Raw genomic sequence first — 22,911 nt, 5'->3', positions numbered from 1 at the left:
CCGGCCATGCCGCCCCGCCCCGCCGTCATCGCCGCCCTCCTCGGCCTTCTCGCCGGCCCCGCCGCCGCGGCGGAGGGCCTGCCGCTGACCGTGCTGACCGAACGCACCGGCCCCATGGCCGCCTCGGGCACGCCCCTGGCGAACGGGCTGACCGACTATCTCACCATGCTCGACCGGCGCGACGGCGGCGTCGGCGGCACCCGCCTGGCCGTGGAGGAATGCGAGACCGGGGGCGAGCCGGCACGGGCGCTGGCCTGCTACGAGGCGGCGGTCGCCCGCGGCAGCGTCGCGCTCGTGCCCGGCAGCGCCGACGCGGCCCTGGCGCTGCTGCCGCGCCTCGCCTCCGACCGGATGCCCCTCGTCGCCGCCGGCTACGGCCCGGCCGCGATGGCGCGGGGCGACGTGCTGCCCTGGGCCTTCGCGCCGCCGGCCACGGTCTGGGATTCCCTGAGCGCGGCGCTCGTGCATCTCGCGCAAGGTGGCAGCGAGGACAGTCCGCAGGGCCGCAGCCTCGCCTATGTCCACCGCGACAGCCCGGCCGGGCGCGAGCCGGAGCCGGTGCTGCGGGCGCTCGCCGCCGAGGCCGGCCTCGCCTTCCGGGCCTACGCGTTGCCGGACGGAGCCTCATCGGACGAGAACACGGCTCCCTGGCGCGCCATCCGGGCGGCGGATCCCGACACCGTGATCCTCGACGCCACCGCCGGCCTCTCCGGCACCCCCCTGCGGGACGCGGCCGCGGCGGGGCTGCCCCTCAACCGCGTCGTCACGGTGGGCTGGACTGGCGAGGACGACCTGCTGCGGCCGGGGGCCGGCACCCGGGACCTCACCGCCAAGGGCCTGCGCACCGTGACCTGGCACGCGCCGGGCGACAGCTTCCCGGCCTTCGACCAGATCGACCTCCTGGTGATCGATGCCGGGCTGTCGCGCACGCCCAAGGAGGAGAGCGCCGGCCCGCTCTACAACCGCGGCGTCTATGCCGGGGTGATCCTGGCCGAGGGCATCCGCAACGCGCAAGCCCTCGCCGGCAAGCGGCGGATCGACGGATCCGAGATGCGCCGCGGGCTCGAGGCGATCAACCTCGATCCGGTGCGCTGGAAGGAGCTCGGCCTCGTCGGCTTCGCCCGCCGCATCCGCCTGTCCTGCAGCGACCATAGCGGCCGCCGTCCGCTCACCGTGCAGGAATGGACCGGTGCCCGCTGGGTGCAGGTCGGCGACGAGATCCCGCCGCCGCGCGAGCGCCTGAGCCCTCACCTCGACGCCGCCGTGGCGGCCCTGGCCGAGCGCGTCGCCGCCGAGACCGGGACCGCCGGTGCGAAGCCCCGAGAGACGTGCCCGGCCGGCCAGCAATAAGTCTTCGCGAGATTGCTGCATTGCAGCAGGACGTCTGCCCTGTTCCGGTTGGTTTCCATCCACCGTCCGGACGTCTCTCAAGGCACAGGATTCTGTCGGAGCGACCTTGCGTCAGGACCCTATCCTTGGGACAGATGGTGGCGACAACGCGAAAATGCGGGAATGGTGCGGTGCGGGGCTGTACCCCGGCCCGGCATTCTCCTAGTCGGTGCACGGCGCGATGCCCCAACGGCCCGCGCACGCCGCCATCGCTCACCCCCGGGAGGAGATAGACCCCGCGATGACCACCACCGCCCAGAGCCGGCCCGGGGCCGCGCGGCCGCCCGCCGCCGACAGCCTCGCTTCATCGAACCCGACCATCGCGGCCTACGACAACAAGGCCCGCATCAAGGCCATCATCGGCTCCTCGTCGGGCAACCTCGTCGAGTGGTACGATTTCTACGCCTATGCCTTCACGGCGATCTACTTCAAGGACGTGTTCTTCCCGGGCGCCGACCCGACGGTGCAGCTCATCAACACCGCGGCGGTGTTCGCCATCGGCTTCCTGATGCGGCCGATCGGCGGCTGGGTGTTCGGCCGCGTCGCCGACCGTTACGGCCGCAAGACCTCGATGCTGATCTCCGTGATGATGATGTGCGCCGGCTCGCTCGTCATCGCGATCCTGCCGACCTACGCGCAGATCGGGATCTTCGCGCCGGTCCTTCTGCTGCTCGCCCGCATGGCGCAAGGCCTCTCGGTCGGCGGCGAGTACGGCACCTCGGCGACCTACATGAGCGAGGTGGCGCTCAAGGGGAAGCGCGGCTTCTACGGCTCATTCCAGTACGTCACGCTGATCGGCGGCCAGCTCCTCGCCTCGCTCGTCGTGGTGCTGGTGACGCTCTCCCTCGACGACAAGGCGATGACTGCCTGGGGCTGGCGCATCCCGTTCTTCATCGGTGCCGCGGCCGCCGTGGTGGCCCTCTACCTGCGGCGCTCGCTGCACGAGACCTCGACCGCCGAGACCCGCACCTCGCGCGAGGCCGGCAGCATGGCGTCCATCTGGCGCAACCATCGCCGCGCCTTCCTCACCGTGCTCGGCTACACCGCCGGCGGCTCGCTGATCTTCTATACCTTCACCACGTACATGCAGAAGTACCTGGTGAACACGACGCACATGGACAAGAAGACCGCCAACCTGGTGATGACGGCGGTGCTGTTCACCTACATGGTGGCGCAACCCTTCTTCGGCATGTTCGCCGACAAGTTCGGCCGCAAGACTGCGATGCTGCTGTTCGGCGGCCTCACCACGCTGCTGACGGTGCCGCTGCTGCACGCGATCGCCGACGCCCAGAACCCGATCGTGGCCTACCTGCTGATCACCGCGGCGCTGATGTGCGTCTCGTTCTACACCTCGATCAGTGGCCTCGTCAAAGCCGAGATGTTCCCGGCTGAGGTGCGCGCGCTCGGCGTCGGGCTGTCCTACGCCATCGCCAACGCGATCTTCGGCGGCTCGGCGGAGTTCGTGGCCCTGACCTTCAAGGAGGCCGGCTACGAGACCACCTTCTACTGGTACGTGACGGCGATGTGCGCCGTGGCGTTCCTGGTCTCGCTCCAGATGCCCGACAGCCGCCGCTCCGGCTACCTTCAGGGCGACGGGACCGCGTGAGACCAAGCTGACGGCGTGCTCTGGTCGAGCGATCGCCGGCGCCCCGCCTCCCTCAGGGGCATTCCGGGCTCCGCTGCGCGGCCCCGGGATGACGACGAAGGGGGAGAAAGGCGGTCGTGAGAACTCTGGAAGGGCCGGCGCGTCGTGGGGTGCGCCGGCCTTCTTCGTCAGGCGAACAGGCGCTCCTTCTCGAGCCCCTTGTACAGGTCGGCGACCTGGGCGCCGTAGCCGTTGTAGATCAGCGTCGGCACCCGCTCGTCGGTGCCCAGCACCCGCTCGCTCGCCTGGCTCCAGCGTGGATGCGGCACCGCCGGGTTCACGTTGGCCCAGAAGCCGTATTCCGAGGCCTGAAGGCCCTCCCAGAAGGTCTTGGGCCGCTCCGCCGTGAAGGTGATGCGATTGATCGACTTCACCGACTTGAAGCCGTACTTCCACGGCACGGCGAGGCGCAGGGGCGCGCCGAACTGGTTGAGCAGCGGCTTGCCGTAGACGCCGGTCACCATGAAGGCGAGTTCGTTGTTGGCCTCGGCCAGCGTCAGGCCTTCGGTGTAGGGCCAGGGATAGAAGAAGGCCCGCTGGCCCGGCGCCATCGCCTTGTCCAGGAATGTCTGCATCTGGATGTACCTGGCATCGCCGGTCGGCTTGGCGAGCGCCACCAGGGCGGCGAGCGGGAAGCCGGTCCATGGCACCGCCATCGACCACGCCTCGACGCAGCGGTGGCGATAGAGCCGCTCCTCCAGCGCCATCTTGCGCACCAGGTCCTCGAAGCCGATTTCGAACGGCCTCTCGACGAGGCCGTCGATCTTGATCGTCCAGGGCTGGACCTTCAGCGCGTTGGAGCCCGGCGTGACGGTCTTGTTGGTGCCGTACTCATAGAAGTTGTTGTAATCGGCGCTGTAGCGCTCCGGCGTCACCGGGCGGTCGAGGATGTAGGCCGGGTTCTGCTTGGCCGGATAGAGATCGGCGGTCTTCACCGCGCCCGTCCCCTCCCCCGGCATTGCGGCGAGAGCCGGCCCGCCGGCGAGCGACGCCGCGGCCATCCCGAGGCTGCCGCCCAACAGCGCCCGGCGGTTGAGGAAGATCGATTCAGGCGTGGCGAGGCGCTCGGGCATCTCCCAGCCGCGCTTGACCTTGATGTGCATGACGTCGTTCCCTGAAGGTCCGAGTGTTGCAGCGGACATCGGGGCGAACGGTCCGCTACGCAAGTCACGGTTCAGCGAGGCTGGCGCCTCGTGTCGGCGAGGCTGCGCCAGGGTGGGAAACCGGGCTGCCACCGCAGCGGGAACGGCGACAGCGGCGCGGCAGCGTGCGATAGAGCCTGATGCCCGCCAAGAAGCCGCCCGCGAAGAAGCCGAAACACACCGCCTTCACCGTCGCCGTCTCGGCCGCCGACGACGGTACCAGCGCCCCGGGCCTGCGGGTCTACGTTGCCATGGCGACCGGCCCCCTCGCCGCCGTGACCGCCGTGCAGGCGGTGATGCCGGAAGCGGCAGTGGAGCTGAGCGGCACCCTCTCGGACCGCCTCGCCGCCCGGCTGAAGCTGAAGCCGGGGGAGGTTCGGCCGATCTGATTCCGCCGCACCTTCGAACGGACGCGTTCGAAGGTGCAAGGCAAGCCCGAATGGGCCCCGGCGCTGATGCGCCGGTCGCCTTCGCATCGACCCGTCGATGCGAAGGCGCAAGGGTATGAGACATCTTGCACCGTCGCGCGGGCGCAAGAGGATTGATCGCCGTCGATCCATCGCGGAGCGATGACGGACGAGTCCCGCGTGCGGGCGCGCCCGTTCCCATGCGCGCCCGTTCCCATGTAGATTGTCGCGCCATGAGGGACGCAGCCAGGACACGCGCAACCATCGGACGAACCGTCGCCGGCCTCGCCCTCGTCACGCTGCTCCTCGGCGGGGCCTCGGCGCAAGGCATCCCGCCCGCCGAGCGCCGCTCCGGCTTCGACCAGATGGCGCCCGAGACCCGGGCGATGCAGGCCGACGACACCGCCAATCCGGGCATGCTCTGGGTTCAGGACGGGGCGGAGCTGTTTACCCGGCCTCCCGCCCCCGATGCTCGGCCGTGCGCCGGCTGCCACACCAAATCGGCTCTGCGCGGCGTCGCTGCCCGCTACCCGGCCTGGGACGAGGCGACGGCGCGGCCCGTCGACATCGAGGGCCGGATCACTCTCTGCCGGACCCGCCACCAGGCCGCGACGCCGCTGCCGCGGGAGGGACACGACCTCCTGGCGCTCACCGCCTATCTGGGCCACCTCTCCCGCGGGCTGCCGGTGGCGCCCCCGGACGATCCGCGTCTCGCACCGGCCCGGGCCGAGGGGCGAAAGCTCTTCGAGACGCCGATGGGCCAGCTCGGCTTCTCCTGTGCCGGCTGCCACGACGACCATTGGGGCCGGCGCCTCGGCGCCGCGACGATCCCGCAGGGACACCCGAACGGCTATCCGCTCTACCGGCTCGAATGGCAGGATCTCGGCTCGCTGGAACGGCGCCTGCGCAACTGCCTGACCGGCATGCGGGCCGAGCCGTTCACGCCCGGCTCGGCGGAGGCGGTGGCACTGACCCTCTACCTGATGCAGCGCGCCGCGCCTTTGCCCGTGGAGAGCCCTGCCGTGCGCCCGTGACGGTGGCGGCGTGAGGGCGAGGCGCGTATCCTCGAGGCCCCGGGAGGCCCCGCATGGCGCAAGACCACGATCATCACGACCATCATCACGACCACGACCACGACCACCCGCACGGCAGCGAATTGTCGCCGATGGACCTGCGGGTGCGCGCCCTCGAATCGATCCTGGTCGAGAAGGGCTACGTCGATCCCGCTGCCCTCGACACCCTGATCGAGACCTACGAGACCAAGGTCGGGCCGCATAACGGCGCCCGGGTGGTGGCGCGGGCCTGGGTCGATCCCGCCTTCAAGGCGCGTCTCCTGGCCGATGGCAGCGCCGCGATGCGCGAGCTCGATGTCGGCGGTCGCGGCGGCGAGCACATGGTGGTGGTCGAGAACACGCCGGAGGAGCACAACCTCGTCGTCTGCACCCTGTGCTCCTGCTATCCCTGGCCGGTGCTCGGCCTGCCGCCGGTCTGGTACAAGTCGCCGCCGTACCGCTCCCGCGCTGTCATCGACCCGCGCGGGGTGCTGGCCGAGTTCGGCACCGAACTGCCCGCCGCGACGCGGATCCGCGTCTGGGACTCGACCGCGGAGCTCCGCTACATGGTGCTGCCGATGCGTCCCCCGGGCACCGACCACCTCGACGAGGCGGCGCTCGCCGACCTCGTCACCCGCGATTCGATGATTGGCACCGGGCTTCCCTTGAGCCCCGACCAGGTGGTGCACGCATGAACGGCGGACAGGATCTCGGCGGCATGCAGGGCTTCGGCCCGCTGGGTCTCGAGGCGGACGAGCCCTGGTTCCACGCTCCGTGGGAGCGGCGGGTCTTCGCGATGGCGATGGCGATGGGGCTGACCGGCACCTGGAACCTCGACGCCAGCCGCGCCGCCCGCGAATCGCTGCCTCCCGGCGAATACCTGACCTCCAGCTACTACCGGATCTGGTTCCGGGCCCTGGAGAAGCAGGTGCAGCAGCACGGCCTCGTCGAGGCCGGCGAGCTCGCCGCCGGTGCCGCGATGACGCCGCCGGCCCCGGTCGCCCGGGTGCTCAAGGCCGAGGAGGTGGCACCACTCTTCGCCCGCGGCTTCCCGAGCGACCGCCCGGTGGCCCATCCTGCCCGTTTCGCGGTCGGAGACGAGGTGCGGGCCAAGATCGTCAACCCGACCGGCCATACCCGCCTGCCGCGCTACGTCCGCGGCCGCACCGGCACGGTCGAGCGGCTCCATGGCGGCTTCGTCTTCCCGGATTCCAACGCCGCCTTCGCCGGCGAGGCGCCGCAATGGCTCTACACCGTGCGCTTCGCCGGGACCGAGCTGTGGGGCGAGGACGCGGAGCCGGGCCTGACCGTCTCGGTCAACGCGTTCGAGAGCTACCTCGAACCCGCCCGGGGCGACGCCGCATGAGCCGCCCGCAGATGAGCCGTCCACCTGAGCCCCCGGTCTTCGCCGCCCCCTGGGAGGCGCAGACCTTCGCGCTGGTGGTGTCGCTGCACGATGCCGGCCTGTTCACCTGGTCGGACTGGGCGCAGGCCCTCGGCCGGCACGGCGACCGCACGGCGGATTACGCGCTGTGGCTGGAGACGATCGAGGCGTTGATCGCCGAGCGCGGCCTGACCAGCGCGGCGGCCCTGGAGGCGCGCCGCGCGGCCTTCGCCCGTGCGGCGGCGGCGACGCCGCACGGGGAGCCGATCCTGCTGGAGAACGATCCGGGGGTGTGAAGAGGCCGATGGTCTCGCATCTCTACAGTAATACCTTCGCGCCTTGCCATCGACACGTAGATGGCAAGGCGTCCGGCGCATCAGCGCCGGCGCCCGTTCGAGCTTGCCTTGCGTCTCTGAACGAGTCCGTTCGAAGGCGCGGCGGTATAACCCTTCGGCTTTCCGGATCCGTTCCGGACCTGCGCGCATGCAGAGTCAGCGGAATGCGACCCCGGAACCAGCACAGGAAATCGCGAAGCGTCCTTACGTCTGCAACGTTGCAGCATAGAGAACCGCTTTGCGGAACTTCGCCTCCTGGACCCGGATCTCTTTCCGCTTCGCCTCGGTCGTGCGGGAAAGGGCGGCGGGAGTACCGTCGAGTACTATCTCTGCCCCGCCCGCCGCGCCGACACGGTCGCCAAAGCCGCCAGATCCTTCTCCCCGTCGCCATGCGCGAGCGCATCGAGCAGGCTGTCGCGCAGGACGCTGGCGAGCGGCATCGGAACCCGGGCGGTCTCCGCGGCGGCAAGGGCCAGTCGCACGTCCTTGGCGCCGAGCGCCAGCCCGAAGCCCGGCGGCTCATACCGGCCGGCGGCGATCGAGGCGCCGTAGTTCTTGTAGACCGGGGCGGCGAAGATCGTGCTGGTGAGAAGGTCGAGCAGGTCGGCGGCCGCAACCCCGTGCGCCTCGGTCAGCGCCGCCGCCTCGCCCATCGCCTCGATCGCCGCGACGATCATCATGTTGCCGGCGAGCTTGACCGCGTTGGCGCGGGCCGGCGTCTCGCCGAAGCGCCAGGTCTTCGCCCCCATCGCGTCGAGGAGCGGCTGCGCCCGCGCGATCGCGTCCTCCGGGCCGGCCGCCAGGATGTTGAGCTTGCCGAGTTCCGCCACGTCGGGCCGGCCGAAGACCGGCGCCGAGACGTAAGGCACCCCCGCCCGGCCGTGCACCGCCGCCAGTTCCTCGGCGAGAGCGACCGAGATGGTGCTGGTGCCAATATGGACGCCCGGCTTCCCGGCCTGGTCGAGCAGGCCGCCTTCGACGATGACGGCGCGGAGCGCGGCATCGTCGGCCAGCATCGTCACCGCGGCGTCGCCCCGAAACGCCTCGGCGGGGGTCGCCACCGGCACGGCGCCGTGGGTGCGCAGCTCTTCCGCCGCCTGGGGAGAGCGGTTCCACACCCGGACCCGGTGACCGGCCCTGACTAGGTTGAGCGCCATCGGCCGGCCCATCCGGCCGAGCCCGAGAAATCCGACATCCATCGCGACACGCTCCCCACCCTGACGATGGGGATGAGATATGGCGGGCCTGCCCGGTGTCAGGCCCTCACACGCCCGACCTCACACCCCCAGGAGGACCGCCTTCTCGACGCCGAGCACCTCGGCGATGTCGTCGAGGGCCTTGTGCTCCAGTTCGCTGATGCCGCCCTGGTCGGCGACGTCGGCGGCGATGAGGAAGACGTCCTGGCGCTGCTCCAGCGGCCGGTCGGCGATGGCGCCGACGAAGCGCAGGTTCTCGAGCCGTCCGGCCCGGCTCTTCGCCCGGGCGATCGCCTCGTGCAGTTCCTGCTCCAGCTTCAGCACGCCGTAGGACTTGTGCAGGATCGGGTTGTTGCTGAGGTCGGCGAGCGCCGTCTCGATCTCCTCCTCGTCGATCTCCTGGTCGGCCAGGATCACGGTAGCAGCCGCCGAACAGGCGGCGTGGAGGAAGGCGGTGTCGCCGGCATAGGACATGACGACCCGGCCGAACCGGGAGAAGGCATCCTGAAACAGCCCCATGGCACGTCCTTAGGTAAAAAATCCCTCGGGCCGCAGTGAGCGGCCCCTCGTTGCATTCTCCCATCGATGCATGGGCGCGCGCCCCGGGACAAGGGCAGCACGGCTGCGTTTCGCGCCGGACGCGATGACGTGCCGAGGTCTAGGCAAGAAAAGCCGCCAGCGTGCTCCATCCGACACGCTTGTCCCAGCCGCGAACGCTGCGATGCGGCCTCGTCGGGATCACGGCGCGATTGGCGCCGTGACAGCAAGACCCTGTCGGGCTCTGCTCGACGAAACTGCCATCCGGCGTCGTCATCACGCGGCCGCGAAGCGGAGCCCGCAATGCTCCGGAGGGTGTCGGCTCCACCGGGCAGGGCGGAACAGCCTCCTACATCGCGATCACCTGCCGGATCGCCTCGCCGCGATCCAGCCGGTCGAAGCCCTCGTTGATCTGGTCGAGGGTGAGGGTGCCGGTCATCAGCTTGTTCACCGGCAGGCGGCCCTGCCGATACATCGCGATGTAACGCGGGATGTCCCGGGCCGGGACGCAGGAGCCCATGTAGCTGCCACGCACCACCCGCTCCTCGCCGACGAGCCCGACCGGCGGCAGGGTGAAGCTGTGGTTCGGATTGGCGAGGCCGGCGGTGGCCGTGGTGCCGCCGCGGCGCGTGATCCGGTAGGCGGTGTCGAAGGCCTTGACCGAGCCGGCCATCTCCAGCGCGACGTCGACGCCGCCATCGGTGGCGTCGCGGATCGCCGCGACCGCGTCGGGGTCTGAAGCCAGGAACGTGTCGGTGGCGCCCAGCTCCCGGGCGACCCGGAGCTTGTCCTCGGAGAGATCGACCGCGACGACGCGGCCCGCCCCGCAGGCCACGGCACCGATCAGCGCCGAGAGACCGACGCCGCCGAGGCCCACCACCGCGACGCTCTGGCCCATCCGCACCTGGCAGGTATTCACCACGGCGCCGACACCGGTCATCACCGCGCAGCCGAACAGGGCGGCCTCGACGAGCGGCACCTCGGGATCGATCTTCACGATCGAGCGGCGCGAGATCACCGCGTACTCTCCGAAGGCCGAGACGCCGCTGTGATGGCTCACCTCGGCCCCGTCGCAGCGGATGCGCTTGGCGCCGGACAGCAGCGTGCCGCTGGCATTGGCGGCGTTGCCGGGCTCGCACAGGGCGCCGCGCCCCTCGCGGCAGGGCGCGCAGCCGCCGCAGGTCGGCACGAAGGACATCACCACGTGGTCGCCGCGCTTGAGGTCGGTGACGCCGGGCCCGGGCTCCTCGACGATGCCCGAGGCCTCGTGCCCGAGCGCCACCGGCACCGGCCGGACCCGGTCGCCGTTGATGACCGAGAGATCGGAATGGCACAGGCCGGCACCGGCGATCTTCACCAGCACCTCGTCCGGCCCCGGCGGATCGAGCTCGATCGTCTCGATGCGCAGCGGACGGGTCTCGGCATAGGGCCGCCCGACGGGGGCATGGTGCAGGATGGCGGCGCGGACGCGTAGGGACACGGTTGATCCTCCCGGCGGGGCGTCTTCCGGCCCCGGTGGGAGCAGGCTGGCAGCGGTGCCGCGGCCGGTCAACCGGCCGCGGGCGCCGAAAGTCAGGCCGCTCGTGCTCAGGCCGCGTCGTCTACACCGGCCTGCCAGAACGGGCGGCGCGCCTCGGCACGCGCCTCCGCACGGGAGAGGCCGACATCGGCCAGGGTCTCGTCGGTCATGAAGGGCAGCTCGCGCGCCAGGTGGCGACGGGCGGCCCAGCGCCGGAACCAGGCTTGCAGGATCGCCACGCCGGCGAGGCGCGGTTCGTGCGCATGGCTCACGGTCAGCACCCGCGGAGCGCCGGCGACGCGGTGCATCGGAAACGGGATGACGGTGGCGGCCACGGCAGATCTCCTCCTGTGTCGGGCACCGTAGAGGTACCCGGAACACCCGCCGCCGTATATTGAGTTCTTCAGCGCGCTTCGTGCGCGAAACTCACAGAAGTCCGCCATGCGCCACCTGCCGCCCCTCTCCTCCCTGCGGGCCTTCGAGGCCGCGGCGCGTCTCGGATCGGTCACGAAGGCGGCGAACGAGCTCGGCCGCACCCACGGGGCGGTGTCGCGCCAGGTGCGGGCCTTGCAGGAGCAGGCCGGCACCGCCCTGTTCGAAAAGGCCGGCACGGGCCTGCGGCTCACCCCCGCCGGCGAGGCGTTCCGGACGGTGGTGACGGGGGTGCTCGACGACCTGGAGCGGGGCTACCTGCGCCTGCGCGATGCCGGGCGCGGCGCCACCGTCCACCTCGCCTGCGGGGCGACCTTCGCGATGCGCTGGCTGGTGCCGCGCCTGTCGGGCTTCTACCGCGAGCGGCCGACGGTGCAGGTGCGCCTCTCGATGACCTCGGCCCGGGAGACCCGCGACGACGGCGCCGACCTGGTGCTGAGCTGGGACCGGCTCGCCCATCCGATCCGCGACGAAGCGCGCGCGATCCGCCTCGGCGACGTGGCCTTCGGGGTGGTCTGCGCGCCCGGTTACACGATCCGGGTCGAGGGCGGGCGGCTCGCCGCCGAGACCCGGATCGTCCACGAATACACGCCGCATTCCTGGCCGGCCTGGGAGGCGACGACGGGCAAGCGCGTCGCGGCGGAGCGGGACATCGCCTTCCCGCATAACGGCCTGTGCATCGAGGCCGCCCTGTCGGGCCTCGGCGTCGCCCTGGTGGAGCAGGTGCTGGTGCGCGACGACCTCGCGGCGGGCCGCCTGGTCGCGCCGAGCGGCTTCCACCGCTTCGCGAACGGCTTCGCCGCCGTGCCGGCGGCGGACCGGCCGCTCTCGCCAGCCGCCTCGGCCTTCATCGACTGGCTGCGGCGGATGCTGGCGGAGGAGGCGTGATCTCCCCGGCCCTGCCACTCTCCGCGCTTCTCACCGCACCCTCCGCTGCCGCGGACGGATGCCGCGAAAGGCTCCGGGCTCACGAAAGCGGCACATCCGGGGCGGGCGCATTCGACATGCCGCAACGCCAACGTGTCGCGCGACAACGTCAATCCTACGTGGGTCAAGTATCCACTCGCGTTGCGCGAAAGACACGGCCCCGGATACACCTTCGCAACAGAGCGTAGATTGCCTAATTTTTGAGCAAACGCCCAACAAAAGGTTTTGCCACGTTGCCGCCACACTGCCAGCTTGGCCGCAGTTGGCCCCGGCCACAATTGGCCTCGCCGCACTCGGCACTGGCCAAACCTGGCCTCAGATGGACTTTTCGACCGTGGCAATGCGCTTCACCCTCAGCAGCCTGACCGTCGCCCTGCTGTCGACCGGGTCCGCCCTGGCCGCCGACCTGGCCGCCCCGGCCCCTGCCCCGGTGGCCGTTGTCGAGCCCTGCAAGGCGACCCTGTCGCTGCCGGCCTATGGCGGCATCATCAAGCCGAACCCGAACCCGTCCTGCTTCACGCTCGGCGGCTTCGGCGACATCTATGTCGGCGGCGCGATCACCGGCTACGCCTATACCCAGACCAATCCCTTCCCGTTCTCGGCCGCGCCGCTGCCGAGCGACCGGGCGGCACGGGTCGACTTCACCAACATCCAGGGCTGGATCCAGAAGGCCGACGGGCCGTTCCAGTTCTACGTCCAGGCCGGCGCCTACGCGATCCCGGCCCTCGGCTTCCTCAACTACAGCGCCCTCGACCAGACCGACCTGCTGTTCACGCCGCTGCCGGTCGCCTTCGGCAAGTACGTGTTCAACGACAACTGGTCGATCCAGGGCGGCCGGATGCCGACCCTGATCGGGACCGAGGCGCCGTTCACCTTCCAGAACCTGAACATCTCCCGCGGTCTCCTGTTCAACCAGGAGAACATCATCAACCACGGCGTGCAGGTGAACTACAGCGACGGCCCGTGGTCCGCCTCGGTGGCCGGCACCGACGGGTTCTTCTCCGGCAACATCAGCTGGCTCACTGGCGCCGTCACCTACAAGCTCGACGACAACAACTCCTTCGGCATCAACGGCGGCCTCAACCTCGACCGCACCGACGTGCTGTCGCGCAGCCTGCGCTATTCCTTCGCGACGCCGCTGTTCCAGCAGAACAGCGGGATCCTGTCGATCAACTACACGTACTCGAACGGGCCGTGGACGATCACGCCCTACTTCCAGTACACGAACGTCGCGCGCGACTTCAAGATCGGCATCACCGAGGGCGCCTCGACTTATGGCGGCGCGGTCCTGGCGAGCTACGCCTTCACCGACAACTTCGCGCTCGCCGGCCGCGTCGAGTACATCAGCCAGACGGGCACCCCGTTCTCGGGCGGCACCAGCCTGCTCTACGGCGCGGGCAGCTCGGCCCTGTCCTTCACGATCACCCCGACCTTCACCTTCGACCGCTTCTTCGTCCGCGGCGAGTACTCGCGGGTCCAGCTCTACGACATCACCCGCGGCGACCTCGCCTTCGGCACGCTCGGCTCCGGCTTCGGCCGCACCGGCAACCGCACCTCGCAGGATCGCTACATGATCGAGGGCGGCATCACCTTCTGACGCCTCCCCGATCACCCGGCGTCCCCCGCGCCCGCCCGGCACCCCCGGGCGGGCGCACGTCGTTTCGCGGGCTCGCGCCGGACCTTGGACCGCCTTTCCCGGCTTGCGCGCGACCCGGGGGCGGATACAGACCGGGGCAGCCTCCGCGGAGCCGTCCGATGAGCTTCCTGCCCGATACCCCGACGCTCCTGGCCTATCTCGCCGCCTGCCTGGTGCTGTTCGTCACGCCTGGGCCCGACATGAGCCTGACGCTCGCCCGCACCATCGGGTCGGGGCGGCGGGCCGGCATCGTGACGGTGCTGGGCACGAGCCTCGGCACCCTGATCCACACGCTGGCCGCCGTGCTCGGCATCTCGGCCCTGATCGCCGCCTCGGCCACCGCCTTCACGGTGCTGAAGGTGGTGGGCGCGCTCTACCTCGCCTGGCTGGCGATCGACGCCCTGCGCCGCGGCTCGGCCCTGAACGTCCGGGCCGAGCCGGTGCGGGGCGGCCTGTGGCGCACCTTCTGCCTCGGGCTCGGCGTGAACCTGACCAACCCCAAGGTGGTGCTGTTCTTCCTGACCTTCCTGCCGCAATTCGTGCGCGCCGACGCCCCCGACCCGACCGGTCAGCTCGCCTTCCTGGGCCTGGCCTTCATCGCCCTGTCCCTGCCGCTGGGGATCCTGATGGTGCTCGGCGCCGCCCGGGTCACCGGCGCGCTCCAAGCACGGCCGCGGTTGATGCGGGGGATCGACTGGCTCTTCGCCGGGCTGTTCGGCACCTTCGCGGCCCGCATCCTGCTCACGGTGCGCTGAACGGATCAGGAGGCGGCAACGTCCGACGCCGCGACCAGGCGCAGAGGGGCGGCCAAGGGGCGCGCCTCGGCCCGGCAGGTGCGGTTGCGGCCCGCCCCCTTGGCGGCGTAGAGCGCCGTGTCCGCCGCCCGGTGGAGCTCGGCCTGCGAGCCGCCGGCGGCCTCGGCGAGCCCGATGCTCACCGTCACCGCACCGGCCGGAAGGCCGGCCGACGCCACCGCCAGGGTCGCCACCTCGTCGTGCAGGCGCGCGGCGACCTGCGCCGCCCCCTCCGCGTCGGTCTCCGGCAGGATCACGCCGAATTCCTCGCCGCCGATCCGGCAGGCGAGGTCGTGCGGCCGGTGGATGCAGGCCGACAGGCAGCGCGCCAGCCCGCGCAGGATCTCGTCGCCGACCGCGTGCCCGTAGCGGTCGTTGAAGCGCTTGAAATGATCGGCGTCGACGATCAGCAGCCCGACGGGCCGATCGCTGCGGGACGCGGCCCTCAGCGCCAGGTGCAGAGCTTCGTCGAAGCGGCGCCGGTTCGGCAACCCGGTCAGCCCGTCGGTCATCGAGAGGCGGGCGAGCGCGGCCTCGACCGCCTCGCGGCGGCGCAGCTCCCGTCCGCACAGCAGGGCGAGCAGGACCGCGAGGCCGAACAGGGCGAGGAGCGTGACGCCGATCATCAGCGCCTTGGCGCGCCACCCGGCCTCGATCTCTTCCGTGCTCAGGCCGATCGACAGGATGAGCGGCAGCTCGCCGACCTGCGTGAAGGTGAAGAGCCGGTGGACGCCGTCGCGGTTGGCCCGCTCGGCGAAGCTCCCGTCCCGCTCGCGGATGAAACGCTGGAAGTTCGATGCCCCGGAGACGTCGGACCCGACGTCGCGCACGTCGTAGGGGAAGCGCACGATCCGGATGCCGTCCTGGCGGATCAGGTTGATGGCGCTGTTCGGCCCGAGGCCGATCTTCGCGAGCATCTGGGTGAAGTGCGACAGCTTCAGCGTGGCGACCGCGACGCCGCCGAACGACCCGTCCGGCTTGTTGACGCGCCGGCTGAACGCGACCGTGTAGGCGCCCGACATCCGCGACTGGTACGGCTTGCTGATGTAGAGCCCGGCCTCCGGATCCCGCTGATGGACCTGGACGTAGTCACGGTCGAGGAACGTCCCGCCGGCATTCGCGGGGAAACGCGAGTTCAGGATGCCGTGGCCATGCTCGTCGAACAGCACGAGGACTCCCATCCCCTCGGCGGTCACGACGCGGTCGAACAGCAGCAGCTGCCGCAGGCTCTCCGGCGCAGTGGCGACGAGAGGATTCTCGACCTTGGCGATCATGCCCCGCAATGCCAGGTCCATGATCTCGACGTTGCGCACGATGTCGGTCTCGATCACCTGCAGCAGGTTCTGGGAGGTTTCCGCCGCCCGGGCCCAGATCTCCCGTCGCAGCTCGTACAGCATGAAGCCGGAGACGAGCAGCATGCCGAGGGGGGCCAGCACGCCGAGCACGACCCAGACCCGGACGGTCTTGATCGTGGCGAGGAGGCGGCGCGGCGACGGCATCGGCGGAATTCTTTCGGGAAGGTCCCCTCAGGAACTCGACCGTGCCTCCGCGACTCTGAACGAGCCTCTCACGAACCAGGCAATCCCGGAGTTCTTCCACAGCGACCGCGAGCCGAAGACTGCGTTAACATGTGAGATCACCGAGACGGACACGCCGGCAGGATGGGTGTCGGGTCACTGCCGCCGCGGCGCGGCCCACATCGTCGCCGGCCCGCGCCCGGCGAAACGCCCGGCGGCGAGCCAGTAGACCAGGCCGGCGATGCCGCCGGCGCAGAACAGGATCGCCGTGACCCGGCCCTCCCCAGCCCCTGCCGGCCCGGCGCCGCCGCGCATCAGCCAGGGCAGGAGGGCGGTGAGGAGGCCGGTGGCGCCGCCGTACCAGGCGAGCGAGCGCCAGCCCAGCACCTCGCCGACGATGGCGTTGAGGACCGGCGGCACCGCGACGAGGAGCAGGATCGCCCGGCCGAGATTCACCGCCCCCTCGATCATCGCGGGGTCCGGCGCGTAGCCCTCGGCGAGATCCGACAGCACGGCCTCGAGCCCCGACAGGCCGAGAGTTCCCAGGAGATCGCGCAGGACCGGGTCCATCACGACGCCGATCCCGAGGGCGAGGCCGCCGCAGGCGATCGCCATCAGGAGCGCGGTCGCGACGGCGAGGAGACGGCCGAGGGACATCGTTCGTCCCGCCTCAGTCGTCGTCGTGGCCTGCGGCGTAGACGCCTTCCGCGCCGATGCCCTCCTCCAGCATCAGCCGGGCGCGGGCGCGCAGCTTCTCGGTCTCGCTCTTGAGCTGGCCGCAGGCCGCCAGGATGTCGCGGCCGCGCGGCGTGCGCACCGGCGAGGCGTAGCCGGCATTGAACACGATCTCCGAGAAGCGCTCGATCCGCTCCCAGTCCGAGCACTCGTACTTGGAGCCGGGCCAGGGATTGAACGGGATCAGGTTGATCTTGGCCGGGATCCCCTTGAGCAGGCGCACCAGCTCCTTCGCCTCGGCGTCGGAATCGTTGACGCCCTTGAGCATCACGTACTCGAAGGTGATGCGGCGGGCATTCGACACGCCCGGATAGTCGCGGCAGGCCTGAAGCAGGTCGCGGATCGGGTATTTGCGGTTGAGCGGGACCAGCTCGTTGCGCAGGTCGTCGCGCACCGCGTGCAGCGAGATCGCCAGCATGGCGTTGGCCTCGAGGCCGAGGCGCTCGAATTGCGGCACCACGCCGGAGGTCGAGACGGTGATGCGGCGGCGCGACAGGCCCAGGCCCTCGTGGTCGCTCATCACGCCGACCGCGTCGATGACGTTGTCGACGTTGTAGAGTGGCTCGCCCATGCCCATGAACACGATGTTCGACACGAAGCGCGAGCCGTCGACCGGCACGAAGGCGCCCTTCGGCGGGGTCCTGCCCGGCCAGTCGCCGAGGCGGTCGCGGGCCACCACCAGCTGCGAGACGATCTCCTGGCACGACAGGTTGCGCACCAGGCGCTGCGTGCCGGTGTGGCAGAACGAGCAGGTCAGGGTGCAGCCGACCTGAGACGAGACGCAGAGCGTGCCGCGGTCGTTGGCCGGGATGTAGACGCACTCGATCTCGGCGCCACGGTTGTGATCGTGCCGGCCGGTCGGCGGCATGCGGATCAGCCACTTGCGGGTGCCATCGCGCGACACCTGCTCGCTCACCACTTCGGGCCGGTCGAGAGTGTGGATGCCGGCGAGCTGGTTCTTCAGCACCTTGCTGACATTGGTCATCTCGTCGAAGGACGAGGCTCCGCGCACGTTGATCCAGTGCCAGAGCTGGCCGGCACGCATGCGCTGCTCGCGCTCGGGCACGCCCAGACCCGCGAGGCGCCCCTTCAAGGCTTCGCGGGTGAGGCCGACGAGAGAGGTCGGGCCGGTGGTCTCCAGCGCCTCGGGACGGATCTCGGGCGTCTTCTCGATCGCCGGGGCTTGTGCTGCTGGTACGGCGCCATTCCCGCGCCGGGCGGTGTCGAACGACGCCGTCGCCATGATATCGCAGACCTTCGAGTGAAACGGATTACAGCGGCATATAGGGGTATTCGGGCCGGAACGCGATGGGGCGGCGGTGAATCCCCGGGAAACGAGGCGTGTCAGCAGAGACTCAGCGGAGAAGGAGCGGAGCAGGATCTCCCTCCCTCTCCCGTGTGGGAGAGGGGATCCCGCGCCCGTCCTATGACGCTGTATTTACAGGATATTCTCTGACTACTTGCACTCCTCGCGGGTGCGCTTCATCGCCTCGCCGAAGCCGTCGAGGGCGTATTCGTCGGTCGAGGCATTGCCGCGCTGCGAGACGGCCTTGACGATGACCTTCTTGCCCCGGCCCATCTCGGCCACGACCTTGGTCTCGTCGGCCGGGTTCTGCACCCAGGCATTGGCGCCCTTCACCACCAGCGCGTAGCGGGCCGAGCCGATCGCCAGGCTGGGATCGGAGGCGCTGGAGGCGGGGGTTGGCACCGCGCCGTTCGCCGCGGCGGTGGTGGTGGCCTGGCCGCTGCCGGGCTTCGGCGCGAAGCCCAGCATCACCGCGACCTCGTTGTTGACCTTCTCGCCCTTGCGCACGGTGACGAAGAGATAGGCCGGATCGCGCTTGAGGCTCTTCGGCAGGCGGACCTGCGGCTGGCTGATGGCGTAGCAGATGCGCGACTTGCCCTCGCCGGCGGCGAAGACGTTCCAGTCGCCGAAGGTGCCGATCGGGCTGGCCTGGAGGCTCGGGGGCGCGGCCTCCGCCTTGGGCTTCGGCTTGGCGGAGGCGGGCAGAGCGAAGGCGAACAGGCCGAGGGCGGCGAGGAGGGATGCGCGAATCATGCGGGCACTCTAGTCGCGGGGGGTACGCTTGCCCACCCGATTGCCGGAAAATGCGGCGAAATCAGTGGGGTACAGAGCCGCGCCGACGAATTGCTGCACTGCAGGAATGACCCGCGGCCACCGGTGGGGCATGGTCCGGCCAGGAAACGCACGCTGAGAGGCCGCGAAGGTCGCATGACTGCCCCATCCCCGTCGGATCTGCCCGAGACCATCCCGGTGCGCGAGGCGCACCGCTTCCCGACCGAGGCGCTGGAAGCGTTCCTCGCCCAGCAGGGGCTGGGGCGGCTGAACGAGCTGCGCCAGATGCGCGGCGGGCAGTCGAACCCGACCTTCCTGGTGATGGCCGAGGCCGGCGAGTACGTGCTGCGCAAGCAGCCGCCGGGCAAGCTCCTGCCCTCCGCCCACGCGGTCGACCGGGAGTTCCGGGTGCTGCAGGCGCTCTCCCGCACCGACGTGCCGGTGCCGCAGGCGGTGGCCTATTGCGCCGATCCGGGCGTCATCGGCACGCCGTTCTACCTGATGGAGCGGCTGCACGGCCGGGTGTTCTGGGACCCGATGCTGCCGGAATTGCCGCGCGAGGAGCGGGCGGGGATCTATTACGGCATGAACGAGGCGCTGGCGCGCCTCCACCTCGTCGATCCGGCGGCGATCGGCCTGTCCGATTTCGGTCGCGCCGGCAATTACTTCCAGCGCCAGATCGAGCGCTGGTCGAAGCAGTGGGTGGCCTCGAAGACCCGCGAGAACGTCGCGATCGACCGCCTGGCCGAGTGGCTGCCGGCCCACATCCCGGCCGACAGCGACGAGACCCGGATCGTCCACGGCGATTTCCGCCTCGACAACATGATCTTCCACAAGACCGAGCCGCGGGTGATCGGCATCATCGACTGGGAGCTGGCCACGCTCGGCCATCCGCTCGCCGATCTCGGCTATAACTGCATCGCCTACAACACTGCACCCACCGCCTATCGCGGCGTGCTCGGGCGCGACCTTCCCGCCCTCGGCATTCCGACCCAGGACGAGTACGTGCGGCGCTACTGCGAGCGCACCGGGCGCAGCGACGGCATCACCCCGTTCCACGTCGCCTTCGCGCTGTTCCGCCTGGCCGTGATCCTGGAGGGCGTGCTCGCCCGCGCCCAGGCCGGCAACGCCTCCAGCGACGAGGCGAGCCAGAAGGGCGCGCTCGGCATCGCTCTTGCCGAGCGGGGCTGGGAGCTGGCGCAGAGTCAGGCTTGACGAAAGCGCTTTCGCCAAGTCAAGTCTTGGCTCTCAGCAGAAGGATGGCAGACGATGGTTCGCGCTCTCGCACAGATGGGGTCCCCCACCCGGTGACGGGAGCGCACGCTCGATGTCTGCAGGCAACCCCGTCGGCGCGAGCCCTCGGGTTTTTCTGTGTCCGAACACGGCTGCTGCGCCCTCGCAGAAGAGGAAAGGTCATGTCCACGAACGACGTCCGGTGCGAGCTGTCCCGCCATCGGCTCGTGCAGGTGACCTGCCTGCCGGAGCGGTTCGCCCGCGTCGGCGGAGACGTGAAGCTGAAGGAAGAGGGCGGCCGGCAGGACGGCTGGCGGGTCGCCACGAGCTATCCGGGGGCGCGGCTCAGCCACGAGGTGCTGATGGAGCGCAGCCAGGACTACATGCGCACCCGCGCCGCCTCGGACATCCGATTGTTAGGGCGGGCTGTTACATTCCAGCGTTGCTCGTGCCGGCGGTGCCCTCGCGCTCCCGCCGCCGCTGGAGGCGGGTGACGCCGTAGATCGTCGCGAGCCGCAGGCGGGCGGAGCGGACCGGGGCTGCGCTGCGCTCCGCCTGGACCGCCGCGATGGTGCGGAGGGCCGCCGCCACGGAGCGCTCTAAGTTCGATTGAATTTGACTCGACTGAATCTGGTTCGACTGGATCTCGGCGGCGGTCTCCTGGCCGCGCGTGGTACGGGCGGACTGCATCCGGTTGTCCCCTCCTGCTGTCTTGCCTCCGGTTTGAGCAACACAATCCGGCATGGACGGGGCCGGATGGTGGCGAGTCCAGGCCTCGATTAAGACTTTATTCATCTCTCCACAGATCGTTGCCGCCTCCCGGACTCGTCCGAGTTCCGCATCTCGGCTCCTGGACAAGTCCGGGATGCGTCACGGTCGGCGACGATTCGGTTTCCCGGCCGGAGGGCGTCAGACGACCGGCACGATCGGCCACGTTGCCGAGCAAGCTGCCGAGGCGGCCGCCGCGACATCGAACAGGCCCTCCACGCCCTCGCGCCAGAGCGAGAAGAGCGTGGGCGGGCTGAGCGCCAGGACGGCGTGGACCTCGCGGCCGCCCGAGCGGAGTTCGGCGCCGAGGCGCTGGGCCAGCGCCCGCATCCCTCGGTTGCCGGGCAGGCAGCGCAGGTGCAGCCGGCGCGTGCCGCCGTTGCGGGCGGCCTGGGCCAGGCGTGCGCCGAGGGCGGCGCCGAGCCCGCGGCCGCGATGGCCAGGCGCCACCGCGAAGGCGATCTCGGCCTCTGCGGTAGCGCCCGCGGGGCGCAGCTCGCCGACGCCGCGCAGGATCCCGTCCGTGAAGGCGCCGAAGATCAGGCCTTTGGCAGCGACGGCGTGCGATGCGTAGGCCGCCGCTCTGGCCTCGCTCACAGCGCCCATGAAGCGGTCGAAGCGGGAATCCGGGTCGAGGCCGCGGAACAGGGTGACGACCGCGTCGCGGTCGGTGGACCAGAGGCGCCTGACCAGGGTGCCAGCGGGCAGTTGAGTGCGCAGGGGGTGATCTTGCATTCTCGAGGTGCACTCCGAACAGGGGACGGCGCGATCTCGAGCGTTTCCTCATCCCGGCCGAGACCGGGATTGTGCAATGCAGCAGGTCGGTGCGCCGTTCCGATGCTGCACGGCGCAACGGCCGTGCTGCCGGCGCATGCGGCCGCCTTGATCTCACCGCATTGCGCGGACCGGCCCCGCGCGATAAGCCCCGCCGGTGACCCAAAGCCCCGTTCCCGCCGCCCGCGGCCCGGTCGCCGCCCGCTACGACGCCCTGGTCGAGTCGGGCGCGATCGAGCGCGATCCCGCCCAGACCGACCTCGTCTCCCGCCTCGACGGGCTGATCCGTGACCTCGCGGAGGTGCCACCGCCCGCGAGCCCCGGCGTCCTCGGCCGGCTGTTCGGCCGAAAGCCCGAGCCGATCGCCGGGCCGCGCGGCCTCTACGTCTGGGGTCTGGTCGGCCGCGGCAAGACCATGCTGATGGACCTCTTCCACGAGGCGGCCCCTCCCCCGAAGCGCCGGGTGCATTTCCACGCCTTCATGGGTGACGTGCACGAGCGCATCCACCGCCACCGCCAGGCGGTGAAGCAGGGTACCGCCAGGGGCGACGACCCGATCCCGGTGGTGGCCGAGGCGCTCGCGGCCGAGGCGCGCCTGCTCTGCTTCGACGAGTTCACCGTCACCGACATCGCCGACGCGATGATCCTCGGGCGTCTCTTCACCGCGCTGTTCGCCCGCGGCGTGGTGATGGTGGCGACCTCCAACGTCGAGCCCGACCGGCTCTACGAGGGCGGGCTCAACCGCGCCCTGTTCCTGCCCTTCATCGACCAGCTCAAGGAGCGGGTCGCGGTGGTGCGGCTCGATTCGCGCACCGATTTCCGCCTGGAGAAGCTCGGCGGCAGCCCGGTCTACCACGTGCCGGCGGACGAGGCGGCCGCGCAAGCGCTCACCGGCGCGTTCCGGGCCCTGTCCGGCGAGCCGCAGGGGCGGCCGACGACGATCCAGGTCAAGGGCCACGACGTGGCGATCCCCGAGGCCGCCGGCGGCGTCGCCCGCTTCACCTTCGCGGATCTCTGCGCCCGGCCGCTCGGCGCCGCCGACTACCTGGCTTTGGCCGAGCGCTTCCACACCGTGATCGTGGAAGAGATCCCGGTGATGGACATGCCCCAGCGCAACGAGGCCAAGCGCTTCATCATCCTGGTCGACGCGCTCTACGACACCCGCACCAAGCTGCTGGCCTCCGCGGCCGCCGAGCCGACCGGTCTGTACCTCGCCGATTCCGGCCGCGAGGCGTTCGAGTTCGAGCGCACGGTCTCGCGCCTGATCGAGATGCGCTCGGAGGAATACCTCGCCCTGCCGCATGGCCGGCCGGATTCGGAAGCCTCGGGCAGCACGACGGGGCTGGTGGAGACGTAGTACCGCCGCACCTTCGAACGGACGCGTTCGACGGTGCCAGGCAAGCCCGAACGGG

Annotated in this window: 23 protein-coding genes; 12 read left to right on the top strand and 11 right to left on the bottom strand. The window is 70.5% G+C overall.

What is annotated here, in order from left to right; genetic code table 11:
- Positions 1-6 precede the first annotated feature (6 nt).
- Together MFF64_RS14230 and MFF64_RS14225 are read left to right on the top strand one after the other, a co-directional pair.
- Positions 7-1,350, top strand: a complete 1,344-nt coding sequence (locus MFF64_RS14230; RefSeq protein WP_238191275.1) for an ABC transporter substrate-binding protein — start codon at positions 7-9, stop codon at positions 1,348-1,350.
- A 280-nt stretch (positions 1,351-1,630) separates the two neighbouring features.
- On the top strand, positions 1,631-2,995 hold the full coding sequence (locus MFF64_RS14225) for an MFS family transporter (protein WP_099906132.1): 1,365 nt from the start codon (positions 1,631-1,633) through the stop codon (positions 2,993-2,995).
- A gap of 167 nt (positions 2,996-3,162) precedes the next feature.
- Here MFF64_RS14225 and msrP read toward each other — a convergent pair whose 3' ends face one another.
- Positions 3,163-4,137: a protein-methionine-sulfoxide reductase catalytic subunit MsrP gene (gene msrP / locus MFF64_RS14220; RefSeq protein ID WP_099906130.1), complete on the bottom strand. Its 975-nt coding sequence runs from the start codon at positions 4,135-4,137 to the stop codon at positions 3,163-3,165.
- A gap of 179 nt (positions 4,138-4,316) precedes the next feature.
- On the opposite strand from msrP, the gene MFF64_RS14215 reads away from it, so the two are divergent.
- The 5 genes from MFF64_RS14215 (at position 4,317) to MFF64_RS14195 (ending at position 7,315) form a co-directional block, all read left to right on the top strand.
- Complete coding sequence (locus MFF64_RS14215) at positions 4,317-4,565, top strand: hypothetical protein (RefSeq protein WP_099906128.1); 249 nt, start codon at positions 4,317-4,319, stop codon at positions 4,563-4,565.
- 251 nt (positions 4,566-4,816) lie between these two features.
- Positions 4,817-5,617: a sulfur oxidation c-type cytochrome SoxA gene (soxA, locus tag MFF64_RS14210; RefSeq protein WP_099906126.1), complete on the top strand. Its 801-nt coding sequence runs from the start codon at positions 4,817-4,819 to the stop codon at positions 5,615-5,617.
- A 53-nt stretch (positions 5,618-5,670) separates the two neighbouring features.
- Entirely contained in the window at positions 5,671-6,330 is a 660-nt protein-coding gene (gene nthA, locus MFF64_RS14205; protein WP_099906124.1) for a nitrile hydratase subunit alpha, read from the top strand.
- The gene (nthB, locus tag MFF64_RS14200) at positions 6,327-7,001 is read left to right on the top strand and encodes a nitrile hydratase subunit beta (RefSeq protein ID WP_099906123.1); all 675 of its coding nucleotides are present in this window, start codon (positions 6,327-6,329) and stop codon (positions 6,999-7,001) included. Before nthA ends, nthB begins: the two co-directional genes overlap by 4 nt.
- Positions 7,002-7,012: 11 nt before the next feature.
- Positions 7,013-7,315: a nitrile hydratase accessory protein gene (locus MFF64_RS14195; RefSeq protein ID WP_238191273.1), complete on the top strand. Its 303-nt coding sequence runs from the start codon at positions 7,013-7,015 to the stop codon at positions 7,313-7,315.
- 362 nt (positions 7,316-7,677) lie between these two features.
- Here the strand turns inward: MFF64_RS14195 and MFF64_RS14190 are convergent, their stop codons facing one another.
- From MFF64_RS14190 to MFF64_RS14175, 4 genes are all read right to left on the bottom strand, one after another.
- Positions 7,678-8,553, bottom strand: a complete 876-nt coding sequence (locus MFF64_RS14190) for an NAD(P)-dependent oxidoreductase (protein ID WP_099904058.1) — start codon at positions 8,551-8,553, stop codon at positions 7,678-7,680.
- 78 nt (positions 8,554-8,631) lie between these two features.
- Positions 8,632-9,069: a tellurite resistance TerB family protein gene (locus tag MFF64_RS14185; RefSeq protein WP_099904060.1), complete on the bottom strand. Its 438-nt coding sequence runs from the start codon at positions 9,067-9,069 to the stop codon at positions 8,632-8,634.
- Positions 9,070-9,436: 367 nt separating this feature from the next.
- Positions 9,437-10,567, bottom strand: a complete 1,131-nt coding sequence (locus MFF64_RS14180; RefSeq protein ID WP_165795763.1) for a zinc-dependent alcohol dehydrogenase family protein — start codon at positions 10,565-10,567, stop codon at positions 9,437-9,439.
- 107 nt (positions 10,568-10,674) lie between these two features.
- Positions 10,675-10,941: a DUF1127 domain-containing protein gene (locus tag MFF64_RS14175; RefSeq protein WP_238191271.1), complete on the bottom strand. Its 267-nt coding sequence runs from the start codon at positions 10,939-10,941 to the stop codon at positions 10,675-10,677.
- A gap of 106 nt (positions 10,942-11,047) precedes the next feature.
- On the opposite strand from MFF64_RS14175, the gene MFF64_RS14170 reads away from it, so the two are divergent.
- The 3 genes from MFF64_RS14170 to MFF64_RS14160 all read left to right on the top strand — a co-directional run bounded on the left by MFF64_RS14170 (position 11,048) and on the right by MFF64_RS14160 (position 14,356).
- Positions 11,048-11,926, top strand: coding sequence for a LysR substrate-binding domain-containing protein (locus MFF64_RS14170; protein WP_238191269.1), 879 nt, complete (start codon positions 11,048-11,050; stop codon positions 11,924-11,926).
- Positions 11,927-12,299: 373 nt separating this feature from the next.
- On the top strand, positions 12,300-13,562 hold the full coding sequence (locus tag MFF64_RS14165) for a porin (protein ID WP_099899211.1): 1,263 nt from the start codon (positions 12,300-12,302) through the stop codon (positions 13,560-13,562).
- A 158-nt stretch (positions 13,563-13,720) separates the two neighbouring features.
- Positions 13,721-14,356, top strand: a complete 636-nt coding sequence (locus tag MFF64_RS14160; protein WP_099899193.1) for a LysE family translocator — start codon at positions 13,721-13,723, stop codon at positions 14,354-14,356.
- 5 nt (positions 14,357-14,361) lie between these two features.
- Here the strand turns inward: MFF64_RS14160 and MFF64_RS14155 are convergent, their stop codons facing one another.
- The 4 genes from MFF64_RS14155 to MFF64_RS14140 all read right to left on the bottom strand — a co-directional run bounded on the left by MFF64_RS14155 (position 14,362) and on the right by MFF64_RS14140 (position 18,706).
- Complete coding sequence (locus MFF64_RS14155; protein ID WP_238191266.1) at positions 14,362-15,894, bottom strand: sensor domain-containing diguanylate cyclase; 1,533 nt, start codon at positions 15,892-15,894, stop codon at positions 14,362-14,364.
- A 174-nt stretch (positions 15,895-16,068) separates the two neighbouring features.
- Positions 16,069-16,569, bottom strand: coding sequence for a hypothetical protein (locus MFF64_RS14150; protein ID WP_099899195.1), 501 nt, complete (start codon positions 16,567-16,569; stop codon positions 16,069-16,071).
- Between the two features lie 13 nt (positions 16,570-16,582).
- Entirely contained in the window at positions 16,583-17,890 is a 1,308-nt protein-coding gene (gene rlmN / locus MFF64_RS14145; RefSeq protein WP_099899197.1) for a dual-specificity RNA methyltransferase RlmN, read from the bottom strand.
- 213 nt (positions 17,891-18,103) lie between these two features.
- Positions 18,104-18,706 carry an invasion associated locus B family protein gene (locus tag MFF64_RS14140; protein ID WP_099899199.1) on the bottom strand — a complete coding sequence of 201 codons (603 nt, stop codon included), beginning with the start codon at positions 18,704-18,706 and terminating at the stop codon, positions 18,104-18,106.
- 174 nt (positions 18,707-18,880) lie between these two features.
- Between MFF64_RS14140 and MFF64_RS14135 the strand changes: the two genes are divergently transcribed.
- Complete coding sequence (locus MFF64_RS14135) at positions 18,881-19,939, top strand: phosphotransferase (protein WP_099899201.1); 1,059 nt, start codon at positions 18,881-18,883, stop codon at positions 19,937-19,939.
- 447 nt (positions 19,940-20,386) lie between these two features.
- Here the strand turns inward: MFF64_RS14135 and MFF64_RS14130 are convergent, their stop codons facing one another.
- Positions 20,387-20,647, bottom strand: coding sequence for a hypothetical protein (locus MFF64_RS14130; RefSeq protein WP_099899203.1), 261 nt, complete (start codon positions 20,645-20,647; stop codon positions 20,387-20,389).
- A 219-nt stretch (positions 20,648-20,866) separates the two neighbouring features.
- Positions 20,867-21,460 carry a GNAT family N-acetyltransferase gene (locus MFF64_RS14125; RefSeq protein ID WP_099899205.1) on the bottom strand — a complete coding sequence of 198 codons (594 nt, stop codon included), beginning with the start codon at positions 21,458-21,460 and terminating at the stop codon, positions 20,867-20,869.
- A 196-nt stretch (positions 21,461-21,656) separates the two neighbouring features.
- On the opposite strand from MFF64_RS14125, the gene zapE reads away from it, so the two are divergent.
- Complete coding sequence (gene zapE, locus MFF64_RS14120; RefSeq protein WP_099899207.1) at positions 21,657-22,856, top strand: cell division protein ZapE; 1,200 nt, start codon at positions 21,657-21,659, stop codon at positions 22,854-22,856.
- Positions 22,857-22,911 lie beyond the last annotated feature (55 nt).

Origin of the sequence: Methylobacterium frigidaeris (genome assembly GCF_022179185.1) — a bacterium.
Classification (GTDB): Bacteria; Pseudomonadota; Alphaproteobacteria; order Rhizobiales; family Beijerinckiaceae; genus Methylobacterium; species Methylobacterium frigidaeris.
The sequence above is the reverse complement of the archived record's forward strand: the minus strand, read 5'-3'. Positions and strand labels throughout refer to the sequence as shown.